General features: G+C 38.5%; 26 protein-coding genes. 15 read left to right on the forward strand and 11 right to left on the reverse strand.

What is annotated here, in order from left to right; genetic code table 11:
* Nucleotides 1–8: 8 nt before the first annotated feature.
* The 9 genes from hisIE to gyrB all read right to left on the reverse strand — a co-directional run bounded on the left by hisIE (nt 9) and on the right by gyrB (nt 9,030).
* On the reverse strand, nt 9–611 hold the full coding sequence (gene hisIE, locus WD048_12875; GenBank protein MEX0813104.1) for a bifunctional phosphoribosyl-AMP cyclohydrolase/phosphoribosyl-ATP diphosphatase HisIE: 603 nt from the start codon (nt 609–611) through the stop codon (nt 9–11).
* Nucleotides 608–1,363 carry an imidazole glycerol phosphate synthase subunit HisF gene (hisF, locus tag WD048_12880; GenBank protein MEX0813105.1) on the reverse strand — a complete coding sequence of 252 codons (756 nt, stop codon included), beginning with the start codon at nt 1,361–1,363 and terminating at the stop codon, nt 608–610. Before hisF ends, hisIE begins: the two co-directional genes overlap by 4 nt.
* Entirely contained in the window at nt 1,353–2,084 is a 732-nt protein-coding gene (gene hisA, locus WD048_12885; GenBank protein MEX0813106.1) for a 1-(5-phosphoribosyl)-5-[(5-phosphoribosylamino)methylideneamino]imidazole-4-carboxamide isomerase, read from the reverse strand. Before hisA ends, hisF begins: the two co-directional genes overlap by 11 nt.
* On the reverse strand, nt 2,081–2,677 hold the full coding sequence (hisH, locus tag WD048_12890) for an imidazole glycerol phosphate synthase subunit HisH (protein MEX0813107.1): 597 nt from the start codon (nt 2,675–2,677) through the stop codon (nt 2,081–2,083). Before hisH ends, hisA begins: the two co-directional genes overlap by 4 nt.
* Complete coding sequence (gene hisB / locus WD048_12895) at nt 2,677–3,780, reverse strand: bifunctional histidinol-phosphatase/imidazoleglycerol-phosphate dehydratase HisB (GenBank protein ID MEX0813108.1); 1,104 nt, start codon at nt 3,778–3,780, stop codon at nt 2,677–2,679. Before hisB ends, hisH begins: the two co-directional genes overlap by 1 nt.
* Nucleotides 3,777–4,823, reverse strand: a complete 1,047-nt coding sequence (hisC, locus tag WD048_12900; GenBank protein ID MEX0813109.1) for a histidinol-phosphate transaminase — start codon at nt 4,821–4,823, stop codon at nt 3,777–3,779. The genes hisB and hisC overlap by 4 nt, the downstream gene beginning before the upstream one ends.
* Entirely contained in the window at nt 4,807–6,102 is a 1,296-nt protein-coding gene (gene hisD, locus WD048_12905) for a histidinol dehydrogenase (protein ID MEX0813110.1), read from the reverse strand. The genes hisC and hisD overlap by 17 nt, the downstream gene beginning before the upstream one ends.
* Nucleotides 6,099–6,959 carry an ATP phosphoribosyltransferase gene (gene hisG / locus WD048_12910; GenBank protein MEX0813111.1) on the reverse strand — a complete coding sequence of 287 codons (861 nt, stop codon included), beginning with the start codon at nt 6,957–6,959 and terminating at the stop codon, nt 6,099–6,101. The genes hisD and hisG overlap by 4 nt, the downstream gene beginning before the upstream one ends.
* Before the next feature lie 118 nt (nt 6,960–7,077).
* On the reverse strand, nt 7,078–9,030 hold the full coding sequence (gene gyrB, locus WD048_12915) for a DNA topoisomerase (ATP-hydrolyzing) subunit B (protein ID MEX0813112.1): 1,953 nt from the start codon (nt 9,028–9,030) through the stop codon (nt 7,078–7,080).
* 181 nt (nt 9,031–9,211) lie between these two features.
* On the opposite strand from gyrB, the gene WD048_12920 reads away from it, so the two are divergent.
* The gene (locus WD048_12920; GenBank protein MEX0813113.1) at nt 9,212–9,739 is read left to right on the forward strand and encodes a DUF4468 domain-containing protein; all 528 of its coding nucleotides are present in this window, start codon (nt 9,212–9,214) and stop codon (nt 9,737–9,739) included.
* Between the two features lie 36 nt (nt 9,740–9,775).
* On the opposite strand, the gene WD048_12925 is transcribed toward WD048_12920, so the two are convergent.
* Nucleotides 9,776–10,180 (reverse strand): Hpt domain-containing protein, encoded by a 405-nt coding sequence (locus WD048_12925; protein MEX0813114.1) that lies wholly within the window; start codon nt 10,178–10,180, stop codon nt 9,776–9,778.
* Nucleotides 10,181–10,337: 157 nt separating this feature from the next.
* Here WD048_12925 and carB point away from each other — a divergent pair, with 157 nt between their 5' ends.
* The gene (carB, locus tag WD048_12930; protein MEX0813115.1) at nt 10,338–13,160 is read left to right on the forward strand and encodes a carbamoyl-phosphate synthase large subunit; all 2,823 of its coding nucleotides are present in this window, start codon (nt 10,338–10,340) and stop codon (nt 13,158–13,160) included.
* Between the two features lie 9 nt (nt 13,161–13,169).
* Complete coding sequence (locus tag WD048_12935) at nt 13,170–13,385, forward strand: hypothetical protein (GenBank protein MEX0813116.1); 216 nt, start codon at nt 13,170–13,172, stop codon at nt 13,383–13,385.
* Nucleotides 13,386–13,413: 28 nt separating this feature from the next.
* Here WD048_12935 and WD048_12940 read toward each other — a convergent pair whose 3' ends face one another.
* Nucleotides 13,414–14,151 (reverse strand): biotin--[acetyl-CoA-carboxylase] ligase, encoded by a 738-nt coding sequence (locus WD048_12940; GenBank protein MEX0813117.1) that lies wholly within the window; start codon nt 14,149–14,151, stop codon nt 13,414–13,416.
* A gap of 59 nt (nt 14,152–14,210) precedes the next feature.
* On the opposite strand from WD048_12940, the gene rsfS reads away from it, so the two are divergent.
* The 12 genes from rsfS to paaA all read left to right on the forward strand — a co-directional run bounded on the left by rsfS (nt 14,211) and on the right by paaA (nt 25,377).
* Nucleotides 14,211–14,600 (forward strand): ribosome silencing factor, encoded by a 390-nt coding sequence (rsfS, locus tag WD048_12945; GenBank protein MEX0813118.1) that lies wholly within the window; start codon nt 14,211–14,213, stop codon nt 14,598–14,600.
* Nucleotides 14,601–14,634: 34 nt separating this feature from the next.
* Entirely contained in the window at nt 14,635–16,761 is a 2,127-nt protein-coding gene (ftsH, locus tag WD048_12950) for an ATP-dependent zinc metalloprotease FtsH (GenBank protein MEX0813119.1), read from the forward strand.
* 18 nt (nt 16,762–16,779) lie between these two features.
* Nucleotides 16,780–17,586: a UDP-2,3-diacylglucosamine diphosphatase gene (locus WD048_12955; GenBank protein ID MEX0813120.1), complete on the forward strand. Its 807-nt coding sequence runs from the start codon at nt 16,780–16,782 to the stop codon at nt 17,584–17,586.
* Nucleotides 17,492–18,316, forward strand: coding sequence for a hypothetical protein (locus tag WD048_12960; protein MEX0813121.1), 825 nt, complete (start codon nt 17,492–17,494; stop codon nt 18,314–18,316). The genes WD048_12955 and WD048_12960 overlap by 95 nt, the downstream gene beginning before the upstream one ends.
* Nucleotides 18,317–18,343: 27 nt before the next feature.
* Entirely contained in the window at nt 18,344–19,423 is a 1,080-nt protein-coding gene (prfA, locus tag WD048_12965) for a peptide chain release factor 1 (GenBank protein MEX0813122.1), read from the forward strand.
* A gap of 65 nt (nt 19,424–19,488) precedes the next feature.
* Nucleotides 19,489–19,731, forward strand: coding sequence for a hypothetical protein (locus tag WD048_12970; GenBank protein ID MEX0813123.1), 243 nt, complete (start codon nt 19,489–19,491; stop codon nt 19,729–19,731).
* Entirely contained in the window at nt 19,724–20,020 is a 297-nt protein-coding gene (locus tag WD048_12975; GenBank protein ID MEX0813124.1) for a hypothetical protein, read from the forward strand. Before WD048_12970 ends, WD048_12975 begins: the two co-directional genes overlap by 8 nt.
* 9 nt (nt 20,021–20,029) lie before the next feature.
* Nucleotides 20,030–20,533 (forward strand): N-acetyltransferase family protein, encoded by a 504-nt coding sequence (locus tag WD048_12980; protein ID MEX0813125.1) that lies wholly within the window; start codon nt 20,030–20,032, stop codon nt 20,531–20,533.
* A gap of 181 nt (nt 20,534–20,714) precedes the next feature.
* Nucleotides 20,715–22,634, forward strand: a complete 1,920-nt coding sequence (locus tag WD048_12985; protein MEX0813126.1) for an ATP-binding protein — start codon at nt 20,715–20,717, stop codon at nt 22,632–22,634.
* A 4-nt stretch (nt 22,635–22,638) separates the two neighbouring features.
* Nucleotides 22,639–23,661, forward strand: a complete 1,023-nt coding sequence (locus WD048_12990) for a DNA cytosine methyltransferase (GenBank protein ID MEX0813127.1) — start codon at nt 22,639–22,641, stop codon at nt 23,659–23,661.
* Nucleotides 23,662–23,800: 139 nt separating this feature from the next.
* Nucleotides 23,801–24,385 (forward strand): TetR/AcrR family transcriptional regulator, encoded by a 585-nt coding sequence (locus WD048_12995; GenBank protein ID MEX0813128.1) that lies wholly within the window; start codon nt 23,801–23,803, stop codon nt 24,383–24,385.
* A 5-nt stretch (nt 24,386–24,390) separates the two neighbouring features.
* Nucleotides 24,391–25,377 carry a 1,2-phenylacetyl-CoA epoxidase subunit PaaA gene (paaA, locus tag WD048_13000; protein ID MEX0813129.1) on the forward strand — a complete coding sequence of 329 codons (987 nt, stop codon included), beginning with the start codon at nt 24,391–24,393 and terminating at the stop codon, nt 25,375–25,377.

Below are 25,377 nucleotides of genomic sequence, written 5' to 3' on the forward strand. Positions count from 1 at the left end.
ATAAATACCTAAGTCAGGTTATTATGTCTTTCTTCTAACACTTTTATTACTTCATTAAGCTGATATTCTTTGGCTTTCAGGAGAACGAGTGTGTGATAGAGTAGGTCGGCAGCTTCGTTTAGAAACAAATCTTTATTGTCGTCTTTGGCCTCAATTAAGAGTTCAATTGCTTCTTCCCCTACTTTTTGAGCTACTTTGTTTATCCCACTGTCTAATAATTGTCGAGTATAAGAACCACTTTCATTGCTTTCTTTTCTCGATAGGATTACTTTCTCTAGTTTTTCAAGGAAAAGTGCATTGACGGTATTTTTTTCATTAAAACAAGTGTCATAGCCTTTATGACAGGCAGGGCCTTCGGGCTTTACACGAATCAATAAAGTGTCAGCATCGCAATCAGGTTTTATATCAACCAGATGAAGAAAATTCCCAGAACTTTCTCCCTTTGTCCACAAACGTTTTTTGCTGCGGCTATAGAAAGTTACCTTTTTTTCTTTTTTTGTTTGTTCCAGTGCATCTTTGTTCATATAAGCGAGCATCAATACCTGATGTGTATCAGCATCCTGAATAATAGCGGGAATTAATCCATTGCCTTTTTCAAAATCAAGTGTCATAAGCGAACGGGTATTTGATGTGTATGAAGGTATTTTTTTAATTCGGTAATTTGTATTTCTTCAAAATGAAATATGCTAGCGGCCAATGCTGCATCTGCTTTTCCTTTAGTAAAAACATCTAGAAAATGCGCTTTCTTTCCGGCACCTCCTGAAGCAATTACCGGGATATTGAGTTTATCGGATACTTCGGCTAAAATAGAATTTGCAAATCCATTTTTTGTGCCGTCATGATCCATGGATGTAAATAAAACTTCACCAGCACCCGATGCTTCAGCTTGTTTTAGCCAGGGAATCAGTTCCAATTCGGTTTTCTTTCGCCCTCCATGCACATAAACAATCCATTTTTCTTTTACTTGCTTTGCATCTACAGCCAACACAATACACTGACTGCCGAAGCGTCTTGCAATTTTTTCAATCAACTGTGGATTATTTACTGCTGCTGAATTAACGGCTACTTTATCAGCACCGGCATTTAAAATGGCCGAAACATCTTCTATTGAATTAATACCCCCACCAACAGTAAAGGGGATATTTATTTCTTTTGCAATTCTCCGAACTATATCAAGCAAGGTTTTTCTGTTTTCATGTGTGGCAGTAATGTCTAAAAACACCAATTCATCAGCTCCCTGTTGACTGTATAGCTGACCCAAAGCAACCGGATCGCCCGCATCGCGTAATTGTTTAAAGTTGATGCCTTTAACTGTTCGCCCATCTTTGATGTCCAGGCAGGGAATGATTCTTTTAGTCAGCATTTTTAAGTATAAATTCTGATAAATTTTCAAGGCTAATTTTGCCCTCATAAATGGCTTTGCCAATTATCACACCGGACAAGTTCATTTTTTGAAGTTGTTCTATGTCTTTCATTGAACTAATGCCTCCGCTGGCAATAAGATTTAGTCTTGGTATTTTAAAACGGATTTCCTGATATAATTCGGTTGAAGTGCCTTGCAGCATTCCGTCTTTAGAAATATCAGTACAAGCCACCCATTTTACCCCCAGCTTATAAAAGTGTTTTAAATAAGGCTTGATCTTTGTTTGGCTTTTTTCCAGCCATCCCTGGGTACTCACGAAGCCGTCTCGAACATCGGCACTTAGAATAATCTTATCTGCACCATATTTTTCCAGCCATTTTAAAAATAAAGGCTCGTCAGTAAGGGCTATGCTTCCAATATTCACTTTAGTAGCACCGGCATCAAACACCTTTTGTATAGAACTATCATTGCGAATGCCACCACCAAAATCAATTTCTAGATTTGTATGTGCAGCAATTCGCTCAAGCACTTTGTTGTTTATGACTTTTTTTTGTTTTGCACCATCTAAATCTACCAAATGCAAGCAGGATATTCCGGCATCTTCAAAAGCTTTGGCCATATCCAAAGGATCCTTGTGGTAAACAGTTTTTTTTTGATAATCTCCCTGTTTCAGCCTTACACAGGCCCCGTCAATAATGTCTATAGCAGGTATTATGTTCATGTTTTTTCTATAAAATTTTTCAACAACCGTTCTCCAACAATACCGCTTTTTTCTGGGTGGAACTGAACAGCGTGGAAATTATCCATACTCAATGCTGCGCTAAATAAATTGTTGTATGTACATGTTGCATTGGTGTATTCAGAAAATTGCGCATAATAACTATGAACAAAATAAAAATAATCTGAAGGAGAAATACCCTCAAATAAAACACCCTTAATATTGCTGATATTGTTCCAGCCCATATGTGGTATTTTCAATTGAGCAAGAGGTTTGTTTTGCATTTTCAGCACCCTTATAGGAAAAACTCCCAAACACTTTGTATTTCCTTCTTCTGAGCTCTTACAAAGCAATTGCAAACCCAGGCAAATGCCTAAAAAAGGTTGCTTTAATTCAGGAATCAGCTTATTAAGCTTACTCCTTTTTAAGGATTGCATAGCTGAACTTGCTTCCCCTACACCCGGGAAAATAATCTTGTCTGCTTTGAGCAATATTTCAGGATCATTGGTGAGGATGGGCTTAATCCCCAAGCGCATAAGCGCTAATTCAACGGAATGAATATTGCCTGCATTATAATTGATAATAGCCACTTCCATTACAATACACCTTTTGTGGAAGGCAAACTATTTTCAGCAGCATTTCTTTTAACAGCCATGCGAATTGCTCTAGCCAATGCCTTAAAAATAGATTCTATTTTGTGGTGTTCGTTTTGTCCTTCGGCTTTAATATTCAAATTGCATTTGGCCGCATCAGAAAAGGATTTAAAGAAATGGAAAAACATTTCAGTAGGCATATCTCCAATTTTTTCACGCTTAAATTCCACATTCCATTCTACCCAACTGCGCCCCCCAAAGTCTATAGCCAGCTGTGCCAAACTATCGTCCATAGGTAATAAAAAGCCATAGCGTTGAATACCCATTTTGCCTCCCAGTGCTTCAGAAAAAGCTGTACCCAATGCAATAGCTGTGTCCTCTATACTGTGGTGTTCATCTACCTCTAAATCTCCTTTTGTCGATATGTATAAGTCAATGCTTGCATGTGCTGGAATCTGCTCCAGCATATGATCAAAAAACTTCAGTCCTGTTGATATATTTGCTTTGCCACAGCCGTCCAGGTTAATAGCAACTTCAATATCTGTTTCCTTGGTTTTTCTTTTAATATTGGCTTGTCGCTGAGGAAGCTTTAAGAACTCATAAATACTTTTCCAGTCACTGGTTTTCAGAGCCAGTGCATTGCTTTCAAAATCTTTGTGTTCAGGTGCTATCCAGATGACTTTGCAATTTAAGTTTTCTGCCAACTGAATATCTGTAATGCGGTCGCCAATTACATAAGAATTTTCCAGGTCATAATCACCGTTAGTATATTTTTTCAGCAAGCCTGTTTTGGGTTTTCTGTCGGGAGAATTGTCTTCCGGAAAAGAACGATCAATATGAATTTCAGAAAATTCAATACACTCATTTTTGAAAGCTTTAATAATGAAATCATGAACCGGTTGAAAATCTGCTTCTGGAAATGAGCTTGTTCCTAAACCATCTTGATTGCTAACCATCACCAGTACATAATTTAGTTCAGTAGCTATCTTTGCCAAATTTTGAAATACGCCCGGATAAAATTCCAATTTCTCAAAAGCATCGATTTGGTTGTCTTCCGGTTCCAAAATCAAGGTTCCATCTCTATCAATGAAAAGGAGCTTCTTCATTTCAAAAATTCGTTTAAAGTGTTCACTAAAATTTTATTTTCTTTGGGAGTACCAATTGTAATACGCAGACAATGCTCACAATTTACCTGTTTTGATCTGTCGCGAAGCACAATACCTCTCTCACACAATGTTTGAAAAACATACTTTGCATCTTTGAATTTCACTAAAAGGAAATTTGCATCAGAAGGATAGACTTTTTCTACTTCATTAAATCCTTGTAAAATGGCAGATAAATGATTGCGTTGTTCTACAATTTTACTTATTTGCTTTTTCATTGGTTGGGTATTGGCTAAAACATTCAGGGCGGCTTCCATATTGGGGGTGCTGATATTGTAAGGTGCTTTTATCTTGTTCAGTACTGCAATTATTTGCGGATTTGCAAAAGCCATCCCTATGCGTATACCAGCCATTCCCCAGGCTTTTGATAAAGTTTGTAACACCACTAGGTTTTGGCATTTATCTAAACGATTGATAAAACTCTTTTGATCAGCAAAATCAATATAGGCTTCGTCTAAAACTACAATCCCTGGAAAACTATCAATTATTTCACCAATTGACTCGGTAGACAAGCAGTTACCACTTGGATTATTAGGGCTGCATAAAAAAAGTAATTTACAGGATGCGTCTTTTATCTTCTGTATGATTTCAGTATCAGGCTGAAAATTTTCCAACAGAGGAATATTCTGTACTTCAATGTCATTCAATGCGGCTGTGACTTTGTACATGCCGTAAGTAGGAGTGCACAGAACAATTTTGTCAAGTCCTGGATTACAAAAAGCTCGTATCAATAGGTCAATAGCCTCATCACTGCCATTGCCCAAAAAAATATACTCTGAAGCAATGTTTTTGTACGCAGCCAATTTCTCCTTTAACTCTTGATGCCATGGGTCAGGATAGCGGTTATATTTGCTTTCAAATGGATTTTCATTTGCATCTAAAAACACTTTAGCATTTCCTGAAAATTCTGCGCGCGCAAAAGCATAGGATTGCATTGCCTTAATATTTTGGCGCAAAAGTGATTTTATGTCAGTTGCCTTTTTCAATTTTTTCTCTGCGAATTTTTACTGCATTTTCATGGGCGGACAATTGTTCGGCAGCGGCCATTGTTTCTATTGTTTTGCTCAGTCCTGCAAGACCTTCTTTTGTAAGTTCCTGAAAAGTGATGGTCTTCATAAAACTGCTCAGTGAAACACCGCTGTACATTTTTGCAAAACCATTTGTTGGCAAAGTATGGTTTGTACCAGAAGCATAATCACCTGCGGATTCTGGGGAATAGTTACCTAAAAAAACAGAACCTGCATTTTTAATTTTGTCAGCTGTATGTTTACAATCTTTGCTTGCCAGGATTAAGTGCTCTGGAGCGTATGTGTTGATGAAAGCAACGGCCTGGTTATTATCTTCAAAAACAATGCTTCTGCTGTTTTCCAATGCCTTTTGTGCAATGCTTTTTCTAGGCAATTCTTCCAGTTGTCTGTCGATAGAAGATGCAATTTCCTCTACCAGATTTTCATTGTTTACAAGTAAAATCACCTGACTGTCAATACCGTGTTCCGCCTGTGATAATAAATCCGCAGCAACAAAATCCGGGTCTGCACTTTCATCTGCATACACGAGCAATTCTGATGGCCCTGCAGGCATATCGATGCTAATGCCATTTAGCTGAACCAGTTGTTTTAAAGCCGTAACGTATTGATTACCTGGCCCAAATATTTTGTAAACCCTTGGAACACTTTCTGTTCCAAAAGCCATAGCTGCTATGGCTTGGGCACCACCTACTTTAAATATTTTTTCGATGCCTACCTGTTTTGCTGCATATAATATGGCGGGATGTATTTTTCCTGTTTTATCAGGAGGTGTGCACAGCACAATTTCTGAGCAATTTGCAATTTTAGCGGGGATGCCCAACATCAATACTGTAGAGAAAAGGGGAGCTGTTCCTCCTGGAATATATAAACCCACTTTTTCTATCGGAGTGGATTTGTTCCAGCAAAAAACACCGGGACTGGTTTCAATTTTTGTATGATCTATTGATTGTGCCAGGTGAAATTTTTCAATATTATTGGCAGCAATTTTAATAGCTGTTTTAAGGCTTTCATCCGTTAGTTTCTCAGCAGATTCAATCTCCTTTTGAGAAACCTGTAGTTGCTCTATTTCAACTCCGTCAAATTTTTCGGTAAATTGCTTCAAAGCCTGATCTCCTTCGGTTTGAACTGCTTCAATAATTTTTTCCATGAGTGGAAATAAGGCTGAGCGATCTATCGATGGGCGTTTGATTAACTCCGGCCAAAGGCTTTCAACGGGGTTTTTGTAGAGGTTATTCACAAGACCATTTTTTCAATAGGAACCACAAGTATTCCTTCAGCTCCGGCTAATTTTAACTGATCAATCACTTCCCAAAAGGCCTCTTCCCCAATAACAGAATGTACAGAACTCCAGTCTTTATCGGCCAGGGGAGTAACAGTAGGACTTTTCATTCCCGGTAGTATAGAGATGATTTGCTCTAACTTTTCATTAGGGGCATTTAGTAAAATGTAGCGATTGGTTTTGGCTTTGTTTACAGCATTTATTCTGAAAATCAATTTTTCAAGTAAAGTCTGTTTTTCAGAAGATAAATTTCTATTGGCAATCATTACAGCCTCGGAGTGCATAATGGTTTCCACCTCCTTCAGCCCATTACTAAATAAAGTGCTTCCTGTACTTACAATGTCACAAATTGCTTCAGCCAGGCCTATACCGGGGGCTATCTCAACTGACCCGCTAATTTCATGAACATCTGTTTTTACATTATTTTCTTGCAGCCATTCTTTTAGAATATTAGGATATGAGGTTGCAATTTGTTTTTCATTAAAGAAAGAGGGACCGGTGTAATTTTGATTTTTATCTATTGCCAGTGAAAGTCGACACTTAGAGAATCCAAGTTTCTCAACTATATCTACAGATTTATTTTTTTCTTTTACTACATTTAGGCCAAGAACACCTATATCTGCTACATTGTCTTCAACATATTCCGGTATATCGTCATCTCTTAGGAAAAGAATTTCCAAGGGGAAATTGGAAGCTTGGGCCATCAATCTTCTGCCATTGTTAGAAACATTAACTCCGCAATTGCTCAACAGCTTCATGGAGCCTTCACTCAATCTTCCTGATTTTTGAAGTGCGATTTTTAATGTATCATTCATAAACTCATCAGTATAAGCAAGCTTGTAAATAAAAAAAATATCATCCCCTCTTGCGGAAATTATTAAGCAACAAGATTGTTACAGAAAGGTTTTATGTTTGTTTTGGTGTCTGCTAATATTAAATATCCAAATTCGCATAGCGGGCATGTTGTTCAATAAACTCCCTTCTTGGTGGAACTTCATCGCCCATCAACATGCTGAATATTCGATCGGCTTCAGCGGCACTGTCAATGGTGACTCTTCTAAGCGTTCTGGTTTCGGGATTCATGGTAGTATCCCACAGCTGTGTGGCATTCATCTCACCCAAACCTTTGTAGCGTTGTACACCTACTGAATCTTCTTTACTGCCTTTCATTTCAGCAATCTCTTTTATTGCCTGATCTCTCTGTTGATCACTCCAGCAGTAGCGTTCTTCATTGCCTTTTTTAACCAAATAGAGCGGTGGTGTGGCAATATAAATATAACCTTGCTCTACCAGTGTTTTCATGTAACGGAAGAAGAATGTAAGAATCAAAGTGGTAATGTGGCTTCCATCGACATCGGCATCACACATTATGATCACTTTGTGATAGCGCAGTTTCTCAATATTCAGCGCCTTTTCATCTTCTATAGTACCCATAGTTACACCCAGTGCGGTAAAGATGTTTTTGATCTCCTCGTTTTCATAAATTTTGTGCTCCATGGCTTTTTCCACATTCAAGATTTTACCTCTTAGCGGCAAAATGGCCTGGAAATTACGATCGCGACCTTGCTTGGCCGTTCCACCTGCTGAATCTCCCTCAACCAGATAGATTTCAGAGATTTCAGCATCTTTACTGGAACAATCGCTTAATTTTCCCGGCAAGCCTGTTCCGGTCAACACATTTTTGCGCTGAACCAATTCGCGTGCTTTTCTTGCTGCATGGCGTGCTGTAGCTGCAATCACTACTTTGCTGATAATCTGCTTGGCTTCTCTTGGATGCTCTTCTAAGTAAGCGCTTATACCTTCACCTAAAGTACTTTCTACTATTCCTGTTACTTCTGAGTTGCCCAGTTTGGTTTTGGTCTGACCTTCAAACTGTGGTTCCGGAACTTTCACAGAAATAACTGCTGTCAATCCTTCCCTAAAATCTTCACCGGTAACATCAAATTTCAATTTGGAAAAGTATCCTTCTTTTTCACCGTAGTTTTTAAATACACGGGTAATGGCTCTTCTGAAACCTGCAACGTGCGCACCCCCTTCAATGGTATTGATATTGTTCACATAAGAGTGGATATTTTCACCATAGGAAGTATTGTATTGAAAGCCCACTTCTACTTCTACATTGTCTTTTGTTCCTTCTACGTGAAATGGTACTTCGATGAGTGGTTCACGAGTTGCGTCCAAATAAGTAACAAACTCCTTTAATCCACCTTCACTGAAAAAATTATCATTGCGATAATCCCCATTTTCGTCTTTTTCACGTTTATCAACGATCATCAAACGAACACCCTTGTTTAGATAGGCCAATTCTCTGAGTCTTGATGCCAGTGTTTCATAATTGAATTCAGTAGCAGTAAAAATGGTATCATCCGGCTTAAAAGTAATATAGGTACCATGTTTATCGGTTTTCCCTATTTCTTTTACATCTGCCTGTGGCTTTCCTTTTTCATAGAGTTGCTCATATACTTTGCCGTTTTTGTGCACTTCTGCTCTAAGATTTTTAGACAAAGCATTCACACAAGAAACACCCACACCGTGCAATCCACCTGATACTTTATAGGTGTCTTTATCAAACTTACCACCTGCGTGTAATACGGTCATTACAATTTCAAGAGCAGATTTTCCTTCTTTTTTATGTATTTCTACCGGAATTCCACGTCCGTCATCTTCTACTGTAACGGAATTGTCTTCATTGATCGCAACCATAATAGTGGTACAATACCCCCCCATAGCCTCGTCAATGGAGTTGTCAACGACCTCATAAACCAAATGGTGCAAGCCTTTTACACTAATGTCGCCAATATACATGGCGGGACGTTTGCGCACTGCTTCCAGGCCTTCAAGTACCTGGATATTATCGGCAGTGTAATTGTCTTTTTTTTCGCTCATAATTTTGAAAAATTCTATATTTATTCAAACCGCGTAAAGATACAACTTTTAATACAGTTAACGACCTGCCAGACTTATTCTGAATATCAAATTATCCACATTAATTTGTCTGGATTAAAAGCCCTCGAGATTCTTTATTTTTCCATAATTTTACGACCCTTTAAAACCAAAAATAAATGCCATGAAATTTATATCAGCAACTATACTATTCCTGTGTTTTAATTTATTTGTAAATGCCCAAAGTCTACCTCTAAATGAAGAAACCGGTAAAGTTGAATTTATAGAAGTGGTTGAGGTACCTGGAGCCAGCGCTGATCAATTGTATAAAAGGGCAGAAAAATGGTTTGATGAATTTTATACCAATGCAGGAAGTGTGATCAAAGAAAGAGAAACAGGCAAAAGGATTTTTGGCAAACACAAGATCAATCTATATGCAGATGACGCAGGGACTGAGGTACATAAGGGATTTGTAAACTACTATATTGAAATTGGTTTTAAAGACGGCCGTTACCGCTATAAAATAGATGAATTTTTCAAGGTAGAAGGAGTAAAAGTATATATTAATGAATGGATTGAAAGTGGTGCAGCAAACCAGGAAACCCTGAATAGCTATCTTAATCAAGTAAGTGGTTTCATGGATGAACTTACAAATAGCTTAAAGGATACTTTGAACAAACCACTGGAAGAAGAAAGTGCTGACGATTGGTGAAAGTTCACTATGTTGAATCTCAAGTAAGCTTGAGGACTACTTTTGATTTTTAAGATATTTTATCTGTATCGAGCATTCCTTGACCAAAGCCTCTATACATTTTTCCAGCTTAGTGATTTTCAATTTAAAATCTTTGCTGACTTTTCCTTTTCCGGCCTCGTTTTCTAATTGTTGTGCCAATTCTGCAAGCGCATCCACTCCCAAAACTTTAATGGAGGATTTTAATTTGTGTACAGATATTTTAACGGACTCTATATCTGAATGCGCCAACTCAGAATTGATAGATTTAAGTGTAAGCGGAGCATCTGAAATAAAAATTTCCAGAATCTCAATTACAAACTGAGAATCTCCTCCAGACATCTCTTTCAAAAAGTTGAGATTAAGCTTTGGCAATCTGTTTTTAGTTTTCTTGTCTGTATGTTTATCAGAAGCAGCAGCCATTTAGTTTTGTTTTGTCTATTCTACGCATGCTTATTTCATTTGTTCCGATTTTGAAGCAAATAAATTTTGTTTTTTTCAAAAATAGGAAAGACTTATTCATTTGATTACTTAATATCTAAGCAGTAAAGCCTTAAATTTGCCAAAATTTTAAAAGTTTATGCCTAAAGACAGCAGCATTAAATCCGTATTGATCATAGGCAGCGGCCCTATAATTATTGGCCAGGCCTGTGAATTTGATTATTCAGGATCACAGGCAGCCCGCTCCCTAAGAGAAGAAGGTTTAGAAGTAAGCCTTATCAACTCTAATCCGGCAACCATTATGACCGACCCCGTGATGGCCGATCATATTTATTTGCTGCCGCTTACGGTCGAATCTTTGGAGCAAATTTTAAAGGAAAGAAAAATAGATGCCGTACTGGCAACTATGGGCGGGCAAACCGCACTCAATTTAGCCATAGAAGCAGCAGAAGTAGGTCTTTGGGAAAAATACAATGTGCGCTTGATCGGTGTGGACATTGATGCCATTGAATTGGCAGAAAACAGAGACAGCTTTCGGCAGTTGATGGTGGATATTGGAATTGGTGTTTGCGAATCAAGAATTGCCAATTCCTTTTTAGAGGGAAAAGAAATTGCCCAGGAAATTGGCCTTCCTTTGGTACTTAGACCCTCCTACACCTTAGGTGGATATGGGGGTGGTTTTGTGCACAACAAAGATGAACTGGAAGAAAAATTGCAAAGGGCTTTAAATGCCTCCCCAACCCATGAAGTATTAGTAGAAAAAGCAGTATTAGGTTGGAAAGAATTTGAGCTGGAGCTTTTACGCGATAAAAATGACAATATCGTAATCATTTGTGTGGTGGAAAATTTTGACCCAATGGGCGTCCACACCGGAGATTCCATTACGGTAGCACCATCCATGACCCTTTCTGATAGAACCTATCAAGAAATGCGCAGCATGGGCAAAAAGATAATGCGCTCTATGGGAAATTTTGCCGGAGGCTGTAATGTTCAGTTTTCCGTTGATCCCGAAACCGAGTATATCATTGCGGTAGAGGTCAATCCCAGGGTATCGCGTTCTTCTGCTTTGGCTTCAAAGGCGACAGGATATCCCATTGCAAAAATCGCTGCAAAATTGGCAATAGGCTATACTTTGGATGAATTGAAAAATCAAATTACCCAAACGACTTCCGCCTTTTTTGAGCCCACATTGGATTATACCATTGTAAAAATTCCTCGATGGAATTTTGAGAAATTTGCAGGATGCGATAAAACCCTGAGCTTTCAGATGAAATCTGTAGGTGAGGTGATGGGTATTGGAAGAAGCTTTTTGGAAGCAGTGCAAAAAGCCTGTCAATCGCTGGAAATAAACAGAGATGGCTTGGGTGCGGATAAAAAGACCTGGACCCGATTGGAAGATATTGTGGACAGTTTGAAAAACCCTTCGGATGATCGGATATTTCGCGTAAAAGATGCGCTGAGTTTGGGGGTGCCAATAAAAACCATTTACAACCTCACTAAAATTGATACCTGGTTTCTAAGTCAAATAGCAGAACTCGTAGAAGTAGAAAAAGAAATCAAAAAGCACAATCGCCTGGATGAAATAGACAAAACTTTTATGCTAAAGCTCAAGCAAATGGGGTATTCTGATACTCAAATTGCCTATACGCTTGGGAATAATGTACAGGAAGAAGCGGTGTATGATTATCGCAGATCGATGGGTATAAAAAGAGTTTACAAACTGGTAGATACCTGCGCAGCAGAATTTGAAGCCAAAACACCTTATTACTATTCCACTTTTGAGGAAGAAAACGAAAGTGTTGTAAGCGATAAGAAAAAAGTAATTGTTCTGGGTTCCGGCCCCAACCGTATTGGCCAGGGCATAGAATTTGATTACTGCTGCGTACACGGTTTGATAGCCATTAAAGAATCCGGATATGAAGCCATTATGATCAATTGCAATCCGGAAACTGTTTCCACTGATTTTGATATTGCCGATAAATTGTATTTCGAACCTGTATATTGGGAACATCTATTTGAATTGATTGAACATGAAAAACCCGAGGGTGTGATTGTTCAGCTTGGAGGACAAACTGCTTTAAAACTGGCCGAAAAACTCAATGAAAAAGGCATTAAGATTTTTGGCACTTCTTACGAGGACATGGATTTTGCAGAAGACCGGGGCTCTTTTTCCGATTTGCTGAAAAAGCTGGACATTCCTTACCCTAACTACGGTGTTGCAGAATCAGTAGAAGATGCGCTGGAAGTTGCTCAAAGAGTAAATTATCCCGTTCTGGTTCGTCCTTCATACGTATTGGGTGGCCAAAGAATGAAAATTGTGATCAATGATGAGGAGCTTGAAAAAGCAGTTTTGGATTTGTTGAAACACATTCCAGAAAACAGAATCTTAATCGACCACTTTTTGGATAGAGCAGAAGAAGCGGAAATTGATGCCATTTTCGATGGAGAGGAATTGTATGTAATGGGCGTGATGGAGCACATCGAGCCAGCGGGCATCCACTCCGGGGATTCCAGTGCTGTATTGCCGCCTTTTAATTTGTCTGAAAAGGTGATTGAAAGCATGAAAACCTACACTAAAGCAGTAGCTGAAGCCATGAATATATGTGGTCTTATCAATATTCAGTTTGCCATTAAAGATGAGAAAGTATATGTAATAGAAGCCAACCCGCGAGCATCAAGAACTACCCCTTTTATAGCTAAGGCTTATGGCGTTCCATTTTTAAATGTAGCAACAAAAGTGATGCTTGGCGTGAACAAATTGAAGGATTTTGAATTAAAACCAAAGATGGATGGTTTTGCCATAAAAGAACCGGTTTTTTCTTACAATAAATTTCCTGAAGTGAAAAAAGAATTGGGTCCTGAAATGAAATCTACCGGTGAAGCAATCCGTTTTATTAAAGATACCAAAGATCCTTTCTTCAGGGAATTGTACAGTAGAAAATCAATGTATTTGAGTAAATAATGCTTAGTAATGTATAGATGGTTATTACTTCTTCTTTTTTTCTATTTGGTTTATAAATACGCCAATTATTTAATTGGGCTTTTTAGCTCACAAGGCAGTTCCGATGGCGGGTCTTTCAAAAAGAATAGCGAGGATCCAAAAATCAATGTCAAACACAATCCCAATGAAAGCAGTAAAAATTTCGATGAAGGAGAGTATATTGATTTTGAAGAAGTGAAGGATTGATTTGTGAGAGCATCCTTGGTGTTGTTTTTTACCCAACAACCTGTCGTAGCCTGCCATGTCTATAATATTTGAGTTGGCCTTCTTGTTCCAGACATAAATTCCCCTGATTGTCCACTCCCAATAATTGCGCGGTAAATTTTTTGCCATCGGCTTCAAAAGCGTGAACCTCCTGATAGCCCAATAAATTTTTAGTATAAACCCTGTCTATACTTTCCTTTTGCCCAGTCCTAATTGCCAGGTAATTTTTATTCAGTTTTTTATACAGCAATTTTCTGTAAGCAGTTCTGTCTATTTCCCGCTTTGTCAAATTGTGAAGTGATGTAGCTTTGATTCCTTCGGGAAAAGCCCTTTGGTTTAAATTCACACCAATCCCCACAATAGCACTTTGCCAATTGCTTCCCTGAAGGTTGTTTTCTATTAATATACCCGCCACTTTTTCACCTTTCGCATAAATATCATTGGGCCATTTGATCTGTACTTCGGGAAAATAAGCCGCAATACTTTCCCAAACAGAGAGACAAATAGCCTTATTGAGCAAATAATGATTTTGAATGGCTAAAAATCGGGGATAGAGAATGACTGACAAATAGAGGTTTTCTGACCTTGTACCCTGCCAAACATTGCCATTTTGTCCCCTTCCCTGCTGCTGATAGTCGGTAAATATGGCAGTGCCCTCAAATGGCTTGGTATTTGAAACCAGTTCCTTCGCATATTGGTTGGTGGAATTGATTTCTTCAATAAAAATCTCTTTTTGCCCAATTATCATACTTCTGCCAAAGTAAAGAATAAGAATTTGTAACTTTGTAAGTTGAAAAACAATAAAATTTGTCTTCAAAAATAGCAGCTAAAAATAAAATTTCCCGCCCGGAACAACTTAAAGACTTAATTGTTGATTCTATACAGGAGAAAAAAGGCGAAGAAATTGTAGTTCTCGACCTTAGGAATCTGGAAGATACTGTTACTGATTTTTTCGTGATTTGTCATGCTCAATCAAACACACAGGTGCGTTCCATAAGTGATTTTATCATGGACAATGTTGTGGAAAAAAGCAAAGAAAAGGCTTATCGTTATGAAGGAATGGACAACCTTGAATGGGTAATTATTGACTATGTAAATGTAGTCGTACATGTTTTTGTGCAAGAAAAAAGAACCTATTACAAATTGGAAGAATTATGGGCTGATGCAGTGGAGACACAGGTTAGCGCAACACATTGAATAAATACTATTAAATAAGATATACTACGTAATAATGAGTGATAAAAAGAAAAAACCCGATAACAAGAATAAAATACCTTTTCCAAAGGGCGGACCAAAATTCAACTACTATTGGATTTATGGTATCATAGCTGTGATATTACTTGGCTTGCAATTCATGAGTTTTCAGGGCGGTGTAAAAGAAATTGACCAGCGCGACTTTGAGCAGAATATGCTCAAAACCGGAGATGTGAAACAAGTGAAAGTTGTCAATGAAGAAATGGTTGAGATCTATTTAACTCCTGAAGCACTGGAAAGCCAGTCCTATAAAGAGGTGGCTGAAAACAGCTGGGGTGGACAAAACCCGGGACCGCACTACTATTTCACTATTGGGTCTGTTGAGTTTTTTCAACAAAGACTGGAAGAAATCCAAGCTGAATTACCTGAAGAACAAAGAGTAAGTATAAAATTTGAAAAGCGCAGAAACTGGGCAGGAGACTTGCTCAGCTGGGTGCTTCCATTTCTCTTGCTCATTGGCATTTGGATATTTATTATGCGTAGAGTCAGCGGTGGTGCAGGAGGCCCCGGTGGACAGATATTCAATATCGGAAAATCAAAAGCCACACTTTTTGACAATGATTCTAAAGTCAATATCACTTTTAAAGATGTAGCCGGACTGGATGAGGCCAAAGAAGAAGTGATGGAAGTAGTGGATTTCCTTAAAAATCCAAAAAAATACACATCGCTGGGTGGAAAAATTCCAAAAGGCGTATTGTTGATAGGCCCTCCTGGAACCGGTAAAACCTTAATGGCAAAAGCCGTTGCCGGAGAAGCCAAGGTACCTTTCTTCTCCATTTCAGGTTCAGATTTTGTGGAAATGTTTGTAGGTGTTGGTGCTTCAAGAGTTAGGGATCTTTTCAAGCAGGCAAGGGAAAAAGCACCTTGTATTATTTTCATTGATGAGATTGATGCCATTGGTCGTGCAAGAGGGAAAAACATGGTGCAAGGAAATGACGAGCGCGAAAATACTTTGAACCAATTGCTGGTAGAAATGGATGGTTTTTCCAGTGATAAGGGCGTAATTATTGTTGCGGCTACCAATCGCCCCGATGTATTGGATACCGCACTCTTGCGACCGGGAAGATTCGACAGGCAAATATCCATCGACAAACCCGACCTGAAGGGGAGAGAGCAAATTTTCAGAGTGCACTTAAAACAATTGAAATTGCACGTAAAAGTTTCGCCTAAAAAATTGGCGGCACAAACACCGGGTTTTGCAGGAGCAGACTTGGCCAATATTTGCAATGAAGCAGCACTCATCGCAGCCCGAAAAAACAAAAAGTCTGTTGAAATGCAGGATTTCAATGATGCCATTGATCGTGTAATTGGAGGACTGGAAAAGAAAACCAAATTGATTTCTCCCGAGGAAAAGAAAATAGTTGCCTATCACGAGGCTGGACACGCTATTTGTGGATGGTTTTTTGAAAATGCCGATCCTTTGGTGAAAGTATCCATTGTTCCTCGTGGCGTTGCAGCTTTGGGTTATGCCCAATATTTGCCAAAAGAACAATTCTTATACAGTACTGAGCAATTGATGGACAGCATGTGCATGACCCTGGGCGGAAGGGCTGCCGAGGAAGTTTTCTTTGGCCGCATTACCACAGGCGCACAGAACGATTTAGAACGCATCACCAAGATGGCCTATTCCATGATTACTATTTACGGAATGAACGACAGGGTAGGAAAGGTGTCCTTTCACGATCCGCAAAATGAAAATACTTTCCAAAAACCATATTCAGACGAAACGGCCAAAATCATAGATGAGGAAGTAAAAAAACTTATTGATACGGCTTATGAGACAACCAAAAACATGATATTGGAAAAAAAAGAGCAGGTTGAAATGGTTGCCAAAGAGCTTTTGGAAAAAGAAATCATCTACAAAGAGGATTTGGTTCGATTGATTGGCAAAAGGCCATTTGACAAAGACGAGAAAGAAGAGGTTTTGGATGAAGAAGACGATTATGTAAATGAGTTTTCTGAATCAGAAAAGGAACAGGAAGATACAGACACTAAGGAAAAAACTGCCGGAACAGAAGATGAGGGTAAACCTGATGCGAATGGTGAAGAAAAGCTCAAAAGTGAAAAATCTCCTGAAGAAGAAGAGGAAATCAAAAAGTCCTGATGCCTTAAAGCATGATTTATGGATTTAAAAGCAGGAAAAAAAGTCTTTTTTGTTTCAGATATCCATCTGGGAACACCCGATTTTAAATCAAGTAGAGAAAGAGAAATTAAGTTAGTGCAGTGGTTTGAGCACCATGAAACTCAAGCTGCTGCATTTTATATTTTGGGCGATCTGTTTGATTTTTGGTTTGAATATGCAGAAGTAGTTCCAAAAGGCTATGTGAGAATCCTGGGTAAGCTTGCAGATTTACGCGATAAAGGCATTCCTGTTTATTTCTTTACCGGCAATCACGACCTTTGGATGTTCGGGTATTTTGAAAAAGAACTGAATATCCAGGTAAACAAAGCGCCTCAACGTATAGAGATCAACAACAAAAAATTCCTTATTGGACATGGCGATGGCCTGGGTCCCGAAGACCACGGTTTTAAGCGTATGAAGAAAATTTTCACACATCCCTTTTGTCAAAAGTTGTTTAGTTTCCTACATCCTGATATTGGTATAAAAATTGCCAATTTCTGGTCGAGAAGAAGCAGATTGAGTAATGGTGAGATCCCACTTGAAACATTTAACGGAAAGGAAAACGAATGGCTCTACTGCTATGCTGATAAAAAATTAGAAGAAGAATATTTTGATTATTTTATTTTTGGACACAGGCATTTGCCTCTTGATTTAAAAGTGAAAAACAAAAGTCAATATATTAACTTAGGTGACTGGCTCAATTATTATTCTTATGCAGAATTTGACGGTGAAAACCTTACTCTTAAATATTATAATACTGATTCCGCTACTTCTGAGCGCACAGCAGGCGAGCACATCAAAATATGAGCTGCTCAAAAGCTACCCCTGTTCGAGTAGTGTACTCGGAAGCGACAGGCTGGGCAATGCCTATGTGATCAAATCTAAGAACAACCTGGTAAAATTGCTCCCTGATGGTACGGAAAGCTATAATTTCAATATTGTAAAGTTTGGCCAGATTGGACAAATAGATACACGGAATCCGCTAAACCTACTTGTTTTTTTTCCCGATTATGCTTCGCTTGTATTGCTCGATAATACCTTGTCAATTCAAACCGAACTAAGTCTTTACACTGCAGGAATCAATCAGGTGAGTGCAGTTTGTCTTGCTTATGACAACAATATCTGGGTATATGACCAGGTGACTTTGCGGTTGGTGAAAATCGATCAGGCAATGAAAATTATAGCCAATAGTGAAGATTTCAGTAGTATTTTCCCCTATGAGGTAAATCCCAATTTTATGATGGAAAGGGACAATTTACTTTTTCTAAATGACCCTGAAGTGGGCATCCTGGTTTTTGATATTTATGGTACTTTCAAAAAATCCATTCCCATTAAAAACATCAATAGCTTTCAGTATGTGAGCAATCAAATCCTGTATTTTCGAGACAATCGTTTCTACAGTTATAACCTCAACAGTTTGAATACCCGGGAAATCCCGCTCCCCGAATATCCTGACGACATGGTTAAAGTACATATGCAAAAGGAGCGCATCTATCTCTTACGCAAAAATCAATTAGATTTGTACTCCTTTAAATAAGGCCGCATCTAATAAGTCCCATTTCCCATGAAAATTCTAGACAAACTCGAATCATTTGTTCACCGATATGAAGACCTGAGCAAAGAACTTTCCGACCCCGATTTGATTTCGGATATGAAGGCTTTTTCCAGAAAAAGCAAGGAATACAAAGACCTCGAAAAACTGGTTCATACCTACAAAGAATACAAAAATGTGCTGAGCAATATTGAAAACAACAAGCGCATTCTCAATGAAGAAAAAGATGAAGCCTTCAGAGATCTTGCAAAGGAAGAACTGGAAATGCTTCAAAAGAAAAAAACTGACATGGAAGAGGGTATCCGCATTATGCTGATTCCTAAAGACCCTAACGATGATAAAAATGTGATCATGGAGATCCGTGCAGGTACAGGGGGTGATGAGGCTTCAATATTTGCCGGTGATTTGTTCAGAATGTATTCCAAATTTTGCGAAAATAAAGCCTGGAAATTAGACATTATGAACCTAAATGAAGGTTCATCTGGAGGATACAAAGAGATAGTAGCCTCTGTAAACGGAGATGGAGTTTTTGGAATAATGAAATATGAGTCTGGTGTACATCGCGTGCAACGCGTTCCCGCTACTGAATCGCAGGGCCGGGTACATACTTCAGCTGCAAGTGTGGCGATATTGCCCGAAGCAGATGAAGTGGATATTGATCTCAATCCGGCAGACATCAAGGTAGATACTTACCGTGCCTCAGGCGCAGGCGGACAGCACGTAAACAAAACAGAATCAGCCGTGCGAATGACGCACCTACCAACTGGTATAGTAGTAGAGTGCCAGGAAGGGCGCTCTCAATTGAAAAACCGTGAAATTGCTATGCGAGTGTTGCGCTCCAGAATTTTGGAAGTGGCACAAAAAGAGCACGATGATGCCATTGCCAGCGATAGAAAAAGCAAGGTTTCCACTGGTGACCGCTCGGCAAAAATCAGAACATACAACTGGCCACAGGGCCGCGTGACCGATCACCGCATCAATCTCACACTCTACAATTTGCAAAATATTATTGCAGGTGAGCTGGATGAACTGCTCAATGCCCTGCAAATGGCAGACAATATGGAGAAGTTGAAGGAGAGCGGGTTGGATTAGAAACTGTTATTTACAACAGGAACTTTCATTCTTGGATTTTTCTTATTTTAGAATAAACACAACAAATGGCCATCACTAAATTTGAAACTACCCGAAAAGAATTAATTGATTGGATCAATGAGCTTAAAGATATTAAGTTATTGAGTCTTCTTAATACTATTCGTTTGTCTGGTTCTGATAAAAGTGAAGACTGGTGGGATTCACTTTCAGAAACTGAAAAAGAAAATATCGAATTGGGTTTGAAAGATATTAATAAAGGAGAAACTATAAATTCAAAAGATTTTTGGGCAAAATTGAAAAATGAGTAAAACGGTCAGGATTATATGGTCTAAGCATTCATTGAAAAATGCTATAAGCATCAAACAATACCTCCTAAAACATTTCACAAACAGGGAAGTGGATAATTTTCAAAACCTACTTTCTGACTTTGAAAAAACCATTTTGAATTTCCCGAATATTTATCCAAGAACAATTAAGAAATACAATTTAAGAAGAGCGGTACTCAGCCGTTTTTTGTCTGTTTATTATCAATCAAAAAGGGATAGAATAATAGTAATTGCAATGTATGACAACAGGCAATTAAATCCCATTTCATAGCTTTTCATTATGCAACTTGAAATTAGAAAAGCCAACAAAAAGGATATAGTTTTAATTCGTAATATCCTAAACCACGAAATTGAAAACAGCACTGCTGTTTACGATAAAACACCAAAATCACTGCAAGAAATTACAGTCTGGTTGGAGCAAAAGCAAAAAACCGGTTTTCCCGTAATTGTTGCAGTAAGTGAAAACGAAATACTGGGCTATGGCAGCTATGGCAAATTCCGACCCTGGGAAGGTTTTCGCTATAGCGTAGAACATTCTATTTACGTTGCTTTTCAGCACAGGGGTAAAGGGATTGGAAAAAAACTTTTGCAGGAATTGATCAAGCTGGCCAAGAATGAAAATTACCACAGTATGATTGCCGGGATTGATGCAGCTAATAATAAGAGCATCCATTTCCATGAACAATTCGGTTTTAAAAAGGTGGGACACATCCCGGAAGCAGGCTTTAAATTTGGCCGCTGGCTCGATTTGGTCTTTATGCAATTGATGCTGGAAGAAAAGTAATTTTCAGATTTCTCATTTGATATTATAAACTATATGCAAAGAAGCATAAATTTAAGCTGCTAAAAGCAAAAATAAATGGACGAAAAGTAGCTCGACATACAACAAACACAACTTGAAACTAATGCTGTCCTACAAATGCTGGGTGCTGTAGTGGGATTTAAAACGACATAATTTGAACTCTATGGGTAAAGAATTAAAGCTAATTATACAACCAAAAGTTATTGATCATCTTGGAATAAAGATGTACCAAAAGGCTGTTGATGTTGTGTCAGAGTTTGTTGCTAATGCATGGGATGCAGATACGGAACTTGTTGAAATTCAAATTGGATCTAATTCGATTACCATTAAAGATTTTGGTAATGGAATGACTTATGAGCAATGCCAAAAATCCTTTTTGACTGTTGGAAGAGATCGGAGGAAAGACACAGGAAAAGAGACCTCAGATGAAAAAGACAGACCAGTTTTAGGCAGAAAAGGTATAGGCAAGTTTGCCGGTTTTGGAATAGCCTCAAAAGTCACGGTTCGTACAATTTCTAAATCTAATGGGGAACTTTCATCATTTGAAATGGACATTAATAGTATTCTTGAACATGATGCTTCTGAAAGTGCCGAAAAACCTATTAAAGTAGTAGAGTACAAAGAAGAAAGTGAATCTCGAAAAGCAGAACATGGCACTACCGTTATTTTAGATGAAGTAAACACTGATATAAATTTAGAAGAGTTTCGAGCTGACTTGGCTCGAAGGTTTTTACTTGCACAAGTCTATGACGATTTTGAAATCAAAGTAAATGATTCAGAGCTTCCAGAAAGTTTTTCTGATGAAATGGAATTCATTTTTCCGAGAGATTTTACGGATGAAGAAAAAAATAAAATTCCAACTCTTGAAGGTATCGAAAACGGCTGGGCAATTGAAAAGCTGGATGGTCATGAAGTTAGATGGAGAGTTGGTTTTTTTGAAGATACAATTCAAGTAGAAGAATTAAGAGGAATATCAATTTTTGCAAGAGGAAAATTAGCTCAAAAACCTTTTTTCTTTGAGCTTTCAGGAGGAATTTCCGGTCAACATGGGCTTGAATACATGACTGGTCAAATGCGGATGGATTTTATAGATGATGCAGAACATGATCTAATTTCTACCGAAAGACAGAGAATAAACCTACAATCAGAACTTGGAAAACGAGTTAGGTCGTGGGGCATAGATAGAATTAAGTTACTAAGCTCCTTTTGGAAAGCCCGAAGATCTAAGAAAAGACTTCAAGAATTGGAAGATAGGATTTCCGGATTTCGGGAACGATTAGAAGTATTACCTGCAAGTGAACGAAAGACGGTCAAAACAGTATTAAAGAAAATAGCTTCTTTTCCAAGGCTTGGTCAAGCGAGATATAAAGAATGGTGCAATGATGTTTTGACTTCATGGGAAAAAGGAAGATTAAAAAACCTAATAACGGAAATCTCAGAAACAGAAGAGCTTGACGAACAAAAATTACTTGATGTTCTATCCGAATCTGGAGTACTTACGGCCTTAAATATTGCAGAATCGATAAAAACAAAGATTGTCACCGTAGGAGAATTAAATCAAAGAGTAAAATCAGGTCAATTGGAGAATGCCGTAAGAGACTTTATTTATGATAACCCGTGGTTAATTCAACCTAAGTGGGAGACATTTAGAAAGGAACGTAGTGTAATAAATCTAATTCACGATGCTGGCACAAAAAATTTAGATCAAGAAGAAGCTTTTAGTGGACGTGTTGATCTCGCTTTGTCTTCTGGCTCAAATCTTTTACTTGTTGAATTTATGAGACCAGGATTAGAGTTGGATAGATCCCATTTAGATAGAATTAATTGGTATGTTGGCGACATCAGAAATTCTTTAGAAAGGGAGACAGGAAACCCCATTAATACTTTGGAAACAGCTTATGTAATTGCTGATAATAAGAAAGATACTGAATCAATATCTCGTAGAGTTACTCAACTCAAGGAAGATGGAATATTCGTAATGACATGGAGGACATTAATTGAACAAGCAATAAAGCAATGGGAAGATCATCTTGAACTCTTAAAAGATAGATTTCCTGATGACAAAAGAATACAAGAGTTATAAGTTTATGAAATTATTATCAATAGACTTGTTTAGCGGTGTTGGCGGCCTGACCTCTGGCATGCACAGAGCCGGATTCAAAACCGAAATGGCTTTTGAGTTAGATGAGCTTGCTTCAAAAGCCTATAACCTCAATCATAAAAAGACCAAGGTAGTTACCAAAGATATTCGCAAGGTTGATATTGAGGAAGTAAAACAGCAACTCAACGGACAAACCATTCACTTGCTGGCCGGCTGTCCGCCCTGTCAGGGTTTTAGTTCCATCAGGAGGTTAAACAAATCAAAACCGGTTAAGGACGATAGAAACGGGCTTATCAATGAGTATGTACGTTTCATTAAAGAATTGATGCCCTACACTTTTATGATGGAGAATGTACCGGGTTTGGCATTGGACAATTCATTCCACAAGGCAAGAAAAGTCCTGGAAAAGTTGGGCTATTATGTGGATCATCAGGTTGTCAATGTTAAAAATTACGGTGTGCCGCAAAGCAGAAAACGTCTGGTAATGGTTGGTTCTCGACTTGGGCCGTTGAAAGTTGCGGAACCTATTAATATAAAGATTACCGTAAGAAAAACTATCGGTGCTCTGCCTTTACCTGAAGAATCAGATGATCTATTGCACAAAATTTTCCCTACACACACTCCAAAAGTTCAAGAACGTATTAAACTCACCCCTAAGAATGGTGGTAGTTGGAAAGATCTTCCAGAAAAATATATTCTTAAATGTCATAAGGGTGAGAATGTAGGGTTTAATGATGTTTATGGAAGATTAAGATGGGATGATTATTCAACAACAATTACTGGTGGTTGCCTTAATCCTTCTAAAGGCAGGTTTCTTCATCCTGAAGAGGATAGATGTATTTCAGCAAGGGAAGCCGCGCTATTGCAATCATTTCCTAAAAAATATAAATTTCCGATTGATGCGCCCAGATCGAGCATTGCTTTAATGATTGGCAATGCTTTACCTCCTCGATTCAGTTATTATCAATCCAAGAATATAAAACAACATCTACTCGAGTATCTTGGGTAATCCCTTGTTTATCAAAAACAGCCCATGTTTTTACTAAAAATTGAGGCTATAGTAGTGAAAGTGGTAGCACATGAATATGAAATACTTTATTCGCCAACCTCACATTAAATTTGTATCTTAGCTAACGAACGTTAGGGACATGACCAGCAGCACTTTAACCCGCAAACAGCAAATTCTAATTATCGCCACGCGCCTTTTTGAAAAGAGGGGTTACAATGCCACATCTATGCGCGATCTGGCCAAAGAAGTAGGCATAGAACCGGCAAGTTTATACAGTCATTTCCGATCTAAAGAAGAGATTTTAAAAACCGTTTGCAATCGCATTGCCGATGAATTTTTTGAGGAACAGGAAAAAGTACTTAAAAATGAAAATAACCCGGTAGAAAAATTGCGGGGAGCCATTGTAGCACATATATCGGTCATTGCCAACAATATGGGTTCGGCCAGTGTTTTTTTCAAGGAATGGAAATATTTTACCGAAGTCAATTACACCGCTTTCATGGCCAAAAGAAGCAGCTATGAAAGCATTTTTAGAAACATTATCCACCAGGGTATAGAGCAGGATTATTTTGAAGCAGTTGATGTGAATTTTATCATCAAGCTTTTGTTTTCCATGATGAACGACCTGTCAGATTGGTACAATAAAGAAGGCGAATTAAGCCCAATTGCAGTAGCTGAAAATATCCATCTACTGATTTACAATGGTATAAAAAAGAAAAACTAGAAATTATGTACGGAGGAGGAGCAATTTTTAACGACAAAGATTTAGAAAAAGCGGGAAAGGAAGAAGATCCAAAGTTATTGGAAGCTTTTCAGGCAAGGATAGATAGAGGCGAAAAAATTGAACCGCATGACTGGATGCCCGCCCAATACAGAAAACAACTGATAAGGATGATTGAGCAACACGCTCATTCAGAAATCATAGGAGCCTTGCCCGAGGGCACTTGGATAACAAGAGCCCCGGGATTTAAAAGGAAAATGGCACTGATTGCCAAAGTTCAGGACGAAGTGGGACATGCCCACCTACTCTATTCTGCTGCAGAAACATTAGGAAAGCCCAGGGAACAAATGATCAACGACTTGCTTTCGGGAAAGTCAAAGTATTCCAATGTATTCAATTATCCTGCCGAAACATGGGCGGATGTTGCTGTTATTGGATTTTTAATTGATGCAGCAGCAATTGTCAATCAATTGGCCAATTCCAAAGGTTCCTATGGTCCTTACAGTCGCGCCCTGCACAGAATTTGTGCAGAGGAAGCTTTTCACCTTAAGCAGGGACACGACAATTTTGTGTACCTCGCTACAGGAACTGAAACCCAAAGAAACATGCTACAAGAAGCCATTAAAAGATGGTACAAACCAATCATTCACTTTTTTGGACCGCCCGATCCGGAATCAAAACACTCCGATCAATTGATGCGCTGGAAAGTGAAAATGGCATCGAATGACGATATGCGCAATCAATTTTTGAGTACTTATGTGCCAAAAGTAAGAGAACTTGGATTGGATTTCCCCGATCCAAATTTGAAGAAAAATACGGATGGCACCTGGACTTTTTCAGACCCAGATTGGGATGAATTCTGGAGAGTGATCAAAGGCGATGGCCCCTGCAACAAAGAACGAATTGGAGTAAGAGCCTGGGCAGAAGAACACGGCAGATGGGTAAGGGAAGCATTGCTTACACCTGCCAATAAACACACTGTACCGGCAGCATAA

It is taken from the genome of Chitinophagales bacterium, from assembly GCA_040877935.1.
GTDB lineage: Bacteria > Bacteroidota > Bacteroidia > Chitinophagales > CAIOSU01 > JBBDNB01.

Bases quoted from the DNA above. Each gene is read 5' to 3' on its own strand.
- WD048_12935 (MEX0813116.1), top strand. From the start codon at position 13,170: ATGTATAGATGGTTATTACTTCTTCTTTTTTTCTATTTGGTTTATAAA.
- ftsH (MEX0813119.1), top strand. From the start codon at position 14,635: ATGAGTGATAAAAAGAAAAAACCCGATAACAAGAATAAAATACCTTTT.
- WD048_12970 (MEX0813123.1), top strand. From the start codon at position 19,489: ATGGCCATCACTAAATTTGAAACTACCCGAAAAGAATTAATTGATTGG.
- hisF (MEX0813105.1), bottom strand. From the start codon at position 1,363: ATGCTGACTAAAAGAATCATTCCCTGCCTGGACATCAAAGATGGGCGA.
- WD048_12985 (MEX0813126.1), top strand. From the start codon at position 20,715: ATGGGTAAAGAATTAAAGCTAATTATACAACCAAAAGTTATTGATCAT.
- hisB (MEX0813108.1), bottom strand. From the start codon at position 3,780: ATGAAGAAGCTCCTTTTCATTGATAGAGATGGAACCTTGATTTTGGAA.
- hisIE (MEX0813104.1), bottom strand. From the start codon at position 611: ATGACACTTGATTTTGAAAAAGGCAATGGATTAATTCCCGCTATTATT.
- carB (MEX0813115.1), top strand. From the start codon at position 10,338: ATGCCTAAAGACAGCAGCATTAAATCCGTATTGATCATAGGCAGCGGC.
- WD048_12940 (MEX0813117.1), bottom strand. From the start codon at position 14,151: ATGATAATTGGGCAAAAAGAGATTTTTATTGAAGAAATCAATTCCACC.
- WD048_12920 (MEX0813113.1), top strand. From the start codon at position 9,212: ATGAAATTTATATCAGCAACTATACTATTCCTGTGTTTTAATTTATTT.
- paaA (MEX0813129.1), top strand. From the start codon at position 24,391: ATGTACGGAGGAGGAGCAATTTTTAACGACAAAGATTTAGAAAAAGCG.
- gyrB (MEX0813112.1), bottom strand. From the start codon at position 9,030: ATGAGCGAAAAAAAAGACAATTACACTGCCGATAATATCCAGGTACTT.
- hisH (MEX0813107.1), bottom strand. From the start codon at position 2,677: ATGGAAGTGGCTATTATCAATTATAATGCAGGCAATATTCATTCCGTT.
- WD048_12975 (MEX0813124.1), top strand. From the start codon at position 19,724: ATGAGTAAAACGGTCAGGATTATATGGTCTAAGCATTCATTGAAAAAT.
- WD048_12990 (MEX0813127.1), top strand. From the start codon at position 22,639: ATGAAATTATTATCAATAGACTTGTTTAGCGGTGTTGGCGGCCTGACC.
- WD048_12955 (MEX0813120.1), top strand. From the start codon at position 16,780: ATGGATTTAAAAGCAGGAAAAAAAGTCTTTTTTGTTTCAGATATCCAT.
- WD048_12995 (MEX0813128.1), top strand. From the start codon at position 23,801: ATGACCAGCAGCACTTTAACCCGCAAACAGCAAATTCTAATTATCGCC.
- WD048_12980 (MEX0813125.1), top strand. From the start codon at position 20,030: ATGCAACTTGAAATTAGAAAAGCCAACAAAAAGGATATAGTTTTAATT.
- hisA (MEX0813106.1), bottom strand. From the start codon at position 2,084: ATGAACATAATACCTGCTATAGACATTATTGACGGGGCCTGTGTAAGG.
- hisG (MEX0813111.1), bottom strand. From the start codon at position 6,959: ATGAATGATACATTAAAAATCGCACTTCAAAAATCAGGAAGATTGAGT.
- WD048_12925 (MEX0813114.1), bottom strand. From the start codon at position 10,180: ATGGCTGCTGCTTCTGATAAACATACAGACAAGAAAACTAAAAACAGA.
- prfA (MEX0813122.1), top strand. From the start codon at position 18,344: ATGAAAATTCTAGACAAACTCGAATCATTTGTTCACCGATATGAAGAC.
- WD048_12960 (MEX0813121.1), top strand. From the start codon at position 17,492: ATGCAGAATTTGACGGTGAAAACCTTACTCTTAAATATTATAATACTG.